The organism is Streptomyces sp. DT2A-34 (assembly GCF_030499515.1).
In the GTDB taxonomy this organism is placed as follows: domain Bacteria; phylum Actinomycetota; class Actinomycetes; order Streptomycetales; family Streptomycetaceae; genus Streptomyces.
This window is the reverse complement of sequence record NZ_JASTWJ010000001.1, coordinates 8675274-8685677: the sequence shown is the minus strand read 5'-3', so window position 1 is coordinate 8685677 and position 10404 is coordinate 8675274. Positions and strand designations below refer to the sequence as shown.

10 protein-coding genes and 1 pseudogene are annotated in these 10404 nt (G+C 66.2%); 7 read left to right on the top strand and 4 right to left on the bottom strand.

What is annotated here, in order from left to right; translation table 11 throughout:
* Positions 1-19 precede the first annotated feature (19 nt).
* Positions 20-1204 carry a hypothetical protein gene (locus tag QQM39_RS38850; protein ID WP_302002301.1) on the top strand — a complete coding sequence of 395 codons (1185 nt, stop codon included), beginning with the start codon at positions 20-22 and terminating at the stop codon, positions 1202-1204.
* A gap of 282 nt (positions 1205-1486) precedes the next feature.
* Positions 1487-2414, top strand: a pseudogene (locus QQM39_RS38845) (IS481 family transposase).
* A 120-nt stretch (positions 2415-2534) separates the two neighbouring features.
* On the opposite strand, the gene QQM39_RS38840 reads toward QQM39_RS38845, so the two are convergent.
* Positions 2535-3044: a helix-turn-helix domain-containing protein gene (locus QQM39_RS38840; RefSeq protein WP_302002300.1), complete on the bottom strand. Its 510-nt coding sequence runs from the start codon at positions 3042-3044 to the stop codon at positions 2535-2537.
* Positions 3045-3464: 420 nt separating this feature from the next.
* Between QQM39_RS38840 and QQM39_RS38835 the strand changes: the two genes are divergently transcribed.
* The 4 genes from QQM39_RS38835 to QQM39_RS38820 all read left to right on the top strand — a co-directional run bounded on the left by QQM39_RS38835 (position 3465) and on the right by QQM39_RS38820 (position 7537).
* Positions 3465-3632: a hypothetical protein gene (locus QQM39_RS38835; RefSeq protein WP_302002299.1), complete on the top strand. Its 168-nt coding sequence runs from the start codon at positions 3465-3467 to the stop codon at positions 3630-3632.
* Positions 3633-3643: 11 nt separating this feature from the next.
* Positions 3644-3856, top strand: a complete 213-nt coding sequence (locus QQM39_RS38830; protein ID WP_302002298.1) for a hypothetical protein — start codon at positions 3644-3646, stop codon at positions 3854-3856.
* Positions 3857-3994: 138 nt separating this feature from the next.
* Positions 3995-5299, top strand: a complete 1305-nt coding sequence (locus QQM39_RS38825) for a hypothetical protein (RefSeq protein WP_302002297.1) — start codon at positions 3995-3997, stop codon at positions 5297-5299.
* Positions 5300-5575: 276 nt separating this feature from the next.
* The gene (locus QQM39_RS38820) at positions 5576-7537 is read left to right on the top strand and encodes a phage tail tip lysozyme (RefSeq protein WP_302002296.1); all 1962 of its coding nucleotides are present in this window, start codon (positions 5576-5578) and stop codon (positions 7535-7537) included.
* 107 nt (positions 7538-7644) lie between these two features.
* Here the strand turns inward: QQM39_RS38820 and QQM39_RS38815 are convergent, their stop codons facing one another.
* Complete coding sequence (locus QQM39_RS38815; protein ID WP_302002295.1) at positions 7645-8295, bottom strand: DHH family phosphoesterase; 651 nt, start codon at positions 8293-8295, stop codon at positions 7645-7647.
* 206 nt (positions 8296-8501) lie between these two features.
* Here QQM39_RS38815 and QQM39_RS38810 point away from each other — a divergent pair, with 206 nt between their 5' ends.
* Positions 8502-8840 carry an Lsr2 family protein gene (locus QQM39_RS38810; RefSeq protein WP_302002294.1) on the top strand — a complete coding sequence of 113 codons (339 nt, stop codon included), beginning with the start codon at positions 8502-8504 and terminating at the stop codon, positions 8838-8840.
* A gap of 88 nt (positions 8841-8928) precedes the next feature.
* Here the strand turns inward: QQM39_RS38810 and QQM39_RS38805 are convergent, their stop codons facing one another.
* Positions 8929-9435, bottom strand: coding sequence for an SLOG family protein (locus tag QQM39_RS38805; RefSeq protein ID WP_302002293.1), 507 nt, complete (start codon positions 9433-9435; stop codon positions 8929-8931).
* Positions 9436-9534: 99 nt separating this feature from the next.
* A complete protein-coding gene (locus tag QQM39_RS38800) occupies positions 9535-9840 on the bottom strand; it encodes a hypothetical protein (RefSeq protein ID WP_302002292.1) in 306 nt (101 codons plus the stop codon).
* Positions 9841-10404 lie beyond the last annotated feature (564 nt).

The following is a 10404-nucleotide window of genomic DNA, read 5'->3' as shown; positions in this document are numbered from 1 at the left end:
AGAAGGGAACGAGGGCCAGATGAGACCAGGAGAGCACGCCTCCGAGGAAGTTGGCGAAACGGCCGCTTCCGCCGGGCAGGCCGGAGCGCAGGTCGCGGTCGCGCCGGCGCCCGCCGCGCCGGGGACCGATGCCGACGGCAAGGCCGGTCAGCCGGCGGGCGCCGTGTGGGACCAACCCCTGCCTTGGGCCACGCCACAGGCCGAGGGCGAGGACCGGAGCTCCGAGGAGCCCACGTCCTCGCAGGCCGAGTCGCCCGTGGCCGAGGCAGGCCCGGCAGCGCAGGCGGCCGCCGTCCGTGAGGCGGACGGAGACGAGGCGAAGGGCGAGGCACAGGGCGACGCGGAGCAGGGTGCGCAGAGCACGGAGGCCGCCGACAACGACTCCTCTGTCGCGCTGTGGCAGGCCGCTGCCGCCGACCAGCAGCGCGGTGCGCACGCGGCGCCGACTCCCGTGGGTGCCACCGGCGTTGCCGGCCACGCCGTCTCCAAGTGGCTGCTCGGCGCGGCTGTCGCGGTCGGCGGTCTGGTCGCGGCCGCGGGAGCGGTCAAAGGAATGAGTTCGCCACCCGCCGCGACGGCCAAGGAGAAGCCGGAGCCGATCCTGGCTCCCGGCCAGGGCCTCGACGAGGACGGCAGCCCGACGCCGACTTCGACGACGCCTGAGAAGAAGCGCGCCGCGACGGAGGCCGGGAAGGCTGCCGCGGCGGCCGTGCCTGCCGCAGCCGCCCCGGGCCACGTCCCCGGCGCTCCCGCCCCCGCACCGGCGCACACGCCCGAGGCCACGTCCCAGCGGTCGGGCGTCAAGTCCTCGGTGGCCGGGCAGAGCAGCTATGTCGCCGTTCAGACCGCCCTGAAGTCCCCGGACGGCTACTGGAGCCAGAGCTCCGTCACCGTCACGACCACCAAGAAGCTCACCGCGCTCAAGGTCGTGCTGCATGTGGCGCAGACGGGTGGCGTGGCGAACACCGGTGTCTGGACGTCGCTCGGTGACAAGGTCACGGTGCACGCAGGGAAGGCCTCGGACGGAGGAGCGGACTACGTCGTGGTGCTCAACGAGGGCATCACGCTCGACGCGGGAACGTACGTCTTCCAGTTCGGGTACAACCACGACAAGGGCGCCCGTGAGACGGTCCATGACATATGGGGCGTGGTGACCACAGCCGTCGGTGACAGCAGCGAGGTGTACAGGAACGGACGTTACTGACGACACCTCGCTTCAGGCCTGCCCGCACGACGCCGTCTGCTGGTCGGCGTCAGCGGCGCATTAGGGTGGCGCATGAGGGCCTCCTGGGCTCGGCGGACGATGTCGCAATCCCCACCGAAACCAGAAGGCCCTCACCGATGCAAGGCCTCCGTGCCGTCACCAACGTGCCCGAACAGCACATGTGTATTGATCACGAGCGTTGTTGACACTTGCCGGGCTTGATCATGGCGAAGACCTCCGGTGTGGTGGAGCTGTCTAGGACTGCACCGCACGGAGGTCTTCGTGTCCCACCGTAATGCCCGGCTCACCGTTCACGGCAGGCGGCTGCTCGTCGAACGTGTCTGCAGTGGCCGCCCCGTCGCGCACGTCGCAGCGGAAATGGGTATCTCGCGCGTCACGGCCCACAAATGGATGCGCCGCTGGCGAGCGGAGGGCGAGCAGGGGCTGCACGACCGCTCCAGCCGTCCACGGACGACACCCCATCGCACGGCGGCAGCGGTGGAGGCCCGGGTGTGCCGGCTGCGCCAGGAACGCAAGCTCGGCCCCGCCCGCCTCGGCCCAGTTCTGGGCCTGCCCGCCTCGACCGTGCACCGCATCCTGGTCCGGCACGGCCTGAACCGGCTGGCGTTCATGGACCGGCCCACCGGCCAGATCATCCGCCGCTACGAACGCGCCCGGCCCGGCGAACTGGTCCACGTCGACGTCAAGAAACTCGGCCGGATCCCGGCCGGCGGCGGCCACAAGACGCTGGGCCGCCAGGCCGGCCGGGCCACCCGCGGCGGCATGGGCTTCGACTACGTCCACTCAGCCGTCGACGACCACTCCCGTCTCGCCTACAGCGAGATCCACCGCGATGAGAAAGTCGCCACCTGCGCCGGCTTCCTCACCCGCGCAGCCGCCTTCTTCCACGCCCACGGCATCACCCGCATCGAGCGCGTGCTGACCGACAACGCCTGGGCCTACCGCAAGGGCCTGGCCTGGCAGCAGGCACTCGCCGAGATCGGCGCCACCGGCAAGCTGACCCGCATCTACCGCCCCCAGACCAACGGCAAGGTCGCGCTTCAACCGCACTCTGCTCGACGAGTGGGCCTACCTGAGGCCCTTCACCAGCAATGACCTCCACACCTACAACTACCATCGCTGCCACACCGCACTCGGAGGCCAGCCACCCATCACCCGAGTCAACAACCCTGCGGGTCAATACACCTAGCGCGGTCGCGGTCCGATGCCGGGCCCGTGGCCGCAAGTTCAGCCAGAGGCATCCGGTGGTGGAAACCCGAGACGGTGAACGCCTACGACCGGGAATGCAGCCCAGCCGCCCGCAACAGCGTTATGCGCCTGAGCCTGCGACCTCTCCGGCCGACTTGTTGCGGACATCACGCATCCGGGCGTCGAGAGCGGCCTGCGTCTCAAGATCGAGCTCGTAGTCGCCGGCGGTTTCAGGGTTGACGTCCAGCGCGTGAGAACGGAAGGCCTCCCGCTCGGCGGAGAGCTGCTGGATGGTCTGGGTGATCCGGTGGATCTTCTGGCGCAGCCTCTCCCATTCCTGCTCGGCAAGGGCGAGCTCAGCGAGCTGGTTCTGGATCTCAGCCTCGTTCTCGCGGGCGTAGTTGTCGCTGATCAGTGTGATCAGAGGGACCCCGAGAGCCTCGGCAGCGGTGACCGCCTCGTCGAGCCTGACCGCGCGGGTCTGCTGCTCGATGCGCGTGATGGCGGTGGAGTCGACGTTCGTGCCGAGCAGTGCGGCCATACGGCGTGCTAGCTCTGCCTGGCTGATGCCGAGGCGTTCGCGTTCTTGACGAAGTCGGCGGGCGAAAAGGTCCCCGGGCAGTGGGTTCATGGCGGTTTGGCACTTCCTGGTCAAGATCGCGATCGAGTGCGTGAGGGTGGCCCGCCTCGAAATCGAGCAGGCCAGCGCCGCAGCAGTGCTGGAGCGGCACATTACACATCTCGCACTGCGGATTCCACAGGCGTCCATCACGACCCTGCGGTCGCGCGCCGCGATGCCGATTCGCCTCGTTTCCGAGCACCTTGCGACCCTTTGTCGATAGACCATTTGAGACCCCTACGATCCACCATTCGAATGGGGTAGATTGGCCATTGCACACGTGCACGTATACGAGTCGGCGAGAGGGGTCGGCAGCATGCAACCGATCACTCCATTTTCTATCAGTGCCCGTCCTGGTGGGCGACCTGCGCTTGTTGCCTTGCGACTCGCTGCCATGGCTCCGAATGATTCGAAAGAGGAGAGGAAAGAACCATGACGAAGATCTACGAGGCAGCCGTCCTCACACAGGCCTCCCTGCCGAGTGCAGCCTGGGACCTGACCAGCTTCCTGCAGAACGCCAAGTCCCAGATCCAGCTCTGGGGCGGTCTTCTGCTCTGCTGCTCGGTGCTGTCGGCCTGGTCTGGGGCGGTGTGCTCCTGATCAAAAAGCTGATGGCCAACCCGCAGTCCGCGGGTCAGCAGCAGGGCTGGGGCACGATCGCGCTCCTCATTCTCGTCGGCGGAGCCCTGGGCACCGGCGGGTGGTCGCTGATCTCGACGGTCGGTTCCGGCGGCCAGCAGACCATCACGGACCTCGGCGGCGGCACGGTGATCGTCCAGACCGCCGATCAGTTCAGCGGGTTCCTGAGCGGCCTTTCCAAGTAAGAGGCCGTCACAGACCGTGCACACGACCGGGGACAGAGGCGTCGAGCGAACCGGGTCGGTTGAGGTGCAAGGCCTCCTCCGGCCCGGTTCGCCATATCCGGTCCCGCAGCACGGTGCAGGCACGAAAGAGAGCAGAACATGGGGATCAAGGACAAGGCACTGGCCTTCAGTAGGAAGTTCAAGCTCGACTCGCACCACGCGATCGAGCGTTTTGGGGTGTTCTTCGGCATCTTCGCGGTCACGGGCGCGATCGTGATCAGCGCATCGGGGGCCTCGGCGTACCAGGCGGAGCGTGACTCGCTGTCGCAGACGGCGCTGTACACCAGCGACTTCAAGACGTCGAAGACGAATCTCGACGGCACCGTCGACGGGGTCTACACCAACGAGAGCGGCAACAAGGCGCTCGTGATGATGCACTTCAGTCCGACCGCTCAGATCTCGTACAACGCCGCGGACTACAGGGCGTTCCTGCTCGGGTCGGACACCTCGCTGAACAGTGAGCCGGTCAGCACCAGTGGGATCAAGGGCTCCTTCTACGCCTTCGGTTCGACCGGCTACGTCGGGGTCCTCCTGAACGCCGACCGGCCCTTCGACCGTCAGGTGTTGAACCTGACGGTCCGTGCGAATGCTGAACTCACCACGCCCGGAGCGGAGCAGGCGCACAGCAGCGGCAAGCTGGCCGGCGACGAGACCTTCTCCAAGTACGACCAGTGGCGGGTCTTCTTCAACCCCGGCGCATCCGGGGTCCAGAAGATCGCGGCGCTCGACGCTCTGACCTTCGACCCTGCGCAGGCCTACTACGAGGTCGCGCTCAAGGAGATGGAGGCCGAGGCCAGGGATGCCCTGGACCAGAAGCTCGTCGAGTTGCGCACGAATCTGACGCAGATTCAGTCGTACACGTCCGACCTGCAGACGACGAAGATCGACGGCCTGTTCCTGCGTCCGCCGACCGTTCCGGTCTCGATTTCCACCGACAAGATCACGGGCGTCTCCGCGGCCGCGGCCAAGGACGGCGTCTCGACGCTGGCGCTGCAGACCAAGCATGTCGTCCCGGGCGGCTTCGACCTCAACTGGCGTGCAGGCAACGTCTACGGCGGCTACCTCGACGCCCTGGTGCCGGCCGGTCAGAGCTACGCCCAGTTCTTCACCAAGAAGCGTGACGAGGGCTCGGATCCGACGAGCCAGCAGATCTCGGACATGCAGTGGATCCTCTCGGACGGCACCAGCCTCACCAACGGCTACCAGTCCTCTGACGTGACGATGCGCCCTCTCATGAACATCATGAACAACCTTTCACAGGCGTATCAGAACTACTCCCGGAACAAGTCGCAGTACGAGTCTGATCTGTCGCTCGACTTGCTCCGACTGGACGTGAGTCTGCGGGACGTGCAGTCCAACAGCACCATTCGCGACGACAAGGACTTCCTCACCACTCTCCATTGAGTGCGGCGAGGAAGTGACGCATCCCGCTACCTGGAATTGAGCTGGAAAGGAAAACGACATGGCCACCGACAAGCCGAATCGGAGTCCCAAGAAGGGGACGACGAAGGACCAGCCGAGCACGTCGGTGAGTCAGGGGATGCCCCGGCAGGGTCGCGGGAGGGCATCGAGAAGCCTCCCGAGGGCAAGGCCAGCGTGCCCAAGCAGCTCCCGGGGCCGGGAGCTGCTTCTTCTGGTCCTTCTGGCGCGGCGAACACGGCACCGGAGGCCGCGCCGAAGATGCCGGACGCTGCAGACACCGCAGAGACCGCGGGCAAGGCGGCCGGTGCCGCGAATGCCGGGTCGAAGATCAAGCAGGGCATGAACGGCGTCGCCGGGAACATGGCCGGAGTCGCGGCCCAGAAGGCGATCGAGGGAGACGGCAGCAGCGCGACCCGCCGTAACGCCGGGCGTTACGCAGGAGCTGCCGTCTCCGGTGCCGTGGCCGGCGCACAGGCTGGCGGGCTTCCGGGAGCCGCCGTTGGCGCAGCGAAGAACGTCGGCGTCGAGGGGGCCCAGGACGCGGTCAAGGGCGTGTCCAAGGTCACCGGCGGCAGCCCGGACGCCAAGCCGGCCGACCAGCGCGAGCTGGGTGCCGGCGGCACTGGCTACGAGCGCGGTGCGTCGAAAGACGACGAGGGCCTGGGCTCGAAGGCGGCCAAGGGCGTCGCCGTCGGCGGTGGCGCGGCTGCTGCTCCGCCGGCCATGGGCGTGGTCATGGCCATGGCCTTGCTGAACTGGTTGAAGTCCATGTTCTTCGCCGCCATGGCGATGGCCGTCAACGCAGGGAAGCTGCTGTGGACGCTCATCGTCAACATCGCCAAGGCGGTTGGTCATGCGATCGCTGCGCCGTTCATGGCGATCGGCAGCTTTATAGCCAAGGGGGCCGGCGCGGTCCTGGGCGTCACCGTCACGGCGACGATGACCCCTGTAGCGGCAGCCATGTCGGGTGCGGTCGCGATGACCGCCACCGTGGCCCTGCTGGGCACGGTCTTGACCGGCGTCCTCAACTCGACGGCGCTGACCGAGGGCAGCATCAACGCGAACGGGACGGCGTGCGTCTTCAACGCGGGTAGCGTCGGCAACGGTTCCGGGGCCACCGTCCCGGCGGACGTGGAGAAGAACGCCAAGGAGATCTACTCGGTACTCAGCAGCTGGGGGATGCCGAAGGAGAACATCGCGGGCATCCTCGGCAACTGGTCGCAGGAGTCCGGGATCGACCCGACGAGCGTGCAGAACTTCCCCACGGGGACGTATGCCATGACCGCCGGGAAGGCCAGCGCCGCACAGAACACGGACAACGGCATCGGTCTCGGGCAGTGGACGTTCGGCCGCAACACGCTGCTGCGCCAGTACGCGAAGAGCAAGGGCGTCGACTGGTTCACGATCAAGGCCCAGCTGGCCTTCATGGTCGATGGTGACAACCCGGGCGATGTCACGGTCTTCAAGGACATGCTCAAGACGTCGCAGGGCTCGCCGCGTGCGGCGGCGCTGCACTTCCACGAGAACTGGGAGCGCTCCGCTGACGGCGCGGCCGGGCTCACCGCACGAGGCGACAACGCCGAGATGTGGTTCGGCAAGATGAGCGGCTGGTCGGTCGACAACTCGATCGTGGACGGCGTCAAGAACATCGTCGGCGGGATCATCGAGAACATCGTCAACGGCATCAATACGATCCTGGGCAACTGCAGTACCAAGGGCGGTACTTCTGTCTCATTGAAGGACGGCGGGATGACCCAGGAAGAGGCTCAGGCCCTCGTCGACCTCTTCAACAAGGAGGGTGACAAGTTCCTCGACGACCGCTACGGCGACCAAGGTGGTCCTGGCTCGTGCGGGAGCAACCATGCTGAGAACTGCGTGTCGTTCTCGACCTACTTCGTGAACAAGTACACGACGTTCCAGACCTACCCGGCCGGTGACGGCAAGGAGACGGCGTACACGATCGCGAGGGAGACCAGCAAGCAGTTGTCCTCGACTCCGACGGCGTATTCGGTGGGTTCCGGCCCGGGCTCCGATCCCGCCGGCCACACCCTCGTGGTGCTCGGCGTCCAGGGCGACAAGGTCATCCTCGGCGAGGCCGGCTACTGCGCCTTCATGGGGCGGGTCCGTGTCGACAGCGCGGCGCGGATGGCGGCCGAGGGCTGGAAGTTCGTGGACATGTCGGATTCGATGCTCCCCTCCGGCAAGATCAAGACGGTCTGATGCACTGCATCTGATCTGGGAGTGAGAAGCCGGTGCCGGGCGATCTGGGCACCGGCTTCTTCATGTCCGGTGCAGGCCCTGCGTGCCGGCTTCGCTTTTCGGAGCCCTTATCGAATGGATTCAGAGTCGGTCGCAAATGCCTTTAGAGATAGGCTTGAGTCGTTTATGAGGAGCAACGTGGAGTGAGGAGTGTGCTGGTAGAGCACGTGGGCACCGCAGATCCCAGTGTGGGCGTAGGTCTCGTCGATCCGGCACGGGTCGACGGTGATGTCCGCGGTCGAGCCCGGCGCGAGCTCTTCATGGTGATCGGTCACCAGCGTCGTCCAGCCCAGGGCACGCGCGGCGGCGATACCGCGGTGGGAGTTCACTCCCCCGTCGCAAGTGAGCAGGACCCGCGCGTCGGGCCACTTCGCGTGGATCTCGGCGATGTCCTCGGGCGTGAGCTCGTGACCGCGGCGGTAGTCGGGCAGGTGCAGCTCGACGTCGAAGCCGAGCTCGGACAGACCGGCGTAGCCGAGGACCCCGGAGGAGATGCCGTCCATGTCGAAGTCGGGGGCAATGGTGATCTTCTTGCCCGTCGCCCGGGCGTCCGCAAGGGCCTCGACCATCTCGGCCAGGTCCAGGAGCTCGTCGTGCTCGGTGGACTCGATCTCCTTCAGGTACTGATCCGACCACCCCCGGCGCTGGCACAGCAGTCCGAAGAGGTCAGTGTCCTCGTCAGTGAGCGAATGGTCGTCGACGGTGTCGAGCGTGGACATGGTGGAGGCCTCTCGATCGGGGTCTATGTCGGTGGGGAACGGGGTACGAGACCCCCTTGCGGCACTGTGATTTTAGCAGTTGCATTCACATCCTCTGCTCTTTTAGCAGTAATCCTGAGTCTTATTCCGGCCCTCAATGGCACACTTATCTCGAATGACCGCGACAGACTTTCCAAGGTCCTTGCGTATCGGCTACTCTCGCTGCTATGGTCATTCGAAGCATTGTCGAGTCGGATCTCAGCGGTAAGCCGGATGCGGCTACACAGATGTTCGGCTTGGGTGACACCTGGTACGAAATCGATCTCACAGCTGAGGAGCAGAAGAAGCTTGAGGAAGCGCTGAAGCCGTACCTGAAGGTCGGCCGGAAAGCCGGGAAGACAACGCCGGTCAAGAAGCGAGTCGTACCCGAGACGACTGCCGAGGAGCGCGACAAGATCCGCGAGTGGGCCAAGAAGGAGGGCTATGAGTTCGCGGAACGGGGACGCATCGCGAAAGCAGTCATGGAGGCCTATGACGAGGCGCACGGCATCGATCGGAGCAAGTAGCGCTGAGCCTGGTGTTCGCCTCCCGGCCGACTTCTCCCATCCGTCCTTGAAGGGCCCTGCAGCACGCTGCAGGGCCCTTCGTGCGTCATCAGAACGGCGACAGCGACGGATGGAGCACGGTGGCCGTCTCGATCCCCGCGGCTCGCGCGCGAGCCCTGCAGTGGATCGTGCCGTGCGAGAAGTGCCCCGGCGTATGCGGCATGAGCTGCTCCCGGCCTCGCTGCGGGCACCCAGGCTTCCGACAGAGGTCGAGGAATGCCGTGCACAGCACCTGAGCCCCGGCCTCGCGGAAGACCTGGGCGGCGTCGACCATCTCCTGGTTGCGCTGGAAGCCGGCCCGCTTCCCATGAGCCGACCAGGCGGCGGGGAAGGTGCGGATCTCGAAGCCGGCGGCCCGCCACAGGCGCTCGGCCATGGCGTCGGCACCTTCGGGGCAGTGCCCCGAGATGAGTACCGGCCGGGTGACGTTCTTCGCTCCCCAGTCGCGCCAGGCGTCGTTGAACGCCGAGCGCATGCTCTGCTCGTCGTTCCAGCTGCGGGAACCCGTGAGGAGGACGACATGCGAGAACGATTCTGGAATCATTTCAGCAATCATTCGAGTCTCCTCTCCTTGTGACTCGGCGGTCTCCACAGCTGGAGTCGAGAGCTGTGGCCACGATGTCTGGACAGGCGCGGCGGCCTGCATGTCGCTGGCTCATACCGGCCGGCTGGTACTGGGCTCGATGACGGCCAGGTCCTTCTCCCGGTGGAGCTCGACGCGGATCTGATCGTCATCACACATCGGCATGAGGTGGACGGTGTACATCCCGTCATCGCTGCGGGAGACGTGCACGGTGACGACCGTGCTGTTCTCGCCGTTGGTGAAGTCGACGTTGCCGATGTCCCCGGCTTCGCCGGAGCGCATCACCTCGGCGACGGCTTCGCTGTTCGGTTGCCACAACTTCGGCTGGTAGCGGGCTCCGGTGTCGTAGGGCGAGATTTCGGGCTGGGACGGCGTCATGGTGGCGCCTCTTCGTGGTCTCGGGTGTGGGTGGCGACCATCGAGTGCGGACCCCGGTGGGGTCCGTGTGATCTCGATGTTCGACCCAGCTCCCGTGCCAGCTTTGCTGGCTGACGACTCGGAAGATCTTGCTGGCGTGATCCGCTCCCGGACGGATCGCGTGGCGAGCCGTCGCACGGGTCGTCACTTCTCGCCTGAGCCAGGCGCGCAGCGCCAGGCGATCCACCACTGCTGCGCCCTTTGCTGCTGTCCACATCTGTGGACAACAGCAGCGGGGCAGTGGTGGGGCTTCCTCTCTCAAGCGCAGCGCTGGGCATAGCCGGAGGGAGCGCCAGCGACCGACGGACCGGCGAGCGAAGCGAGCGGTGGAACCCGTCGGCTATGCCGACTAACACGTCCTCGGAGCGCAGCGGAGAGGCCGAGCGGAGCGAGGGTCCGCAGGACACGTGTTATCAGGTTCCCTTATGCCCTTTGCTTCCTTGTCGTCGTCCTCGCTGTTCCACGGCTGGAGCGTTAGCGGAAGCCTGGAACATCAGGGGAAACGGTCCGTACCCTCTTGACCCG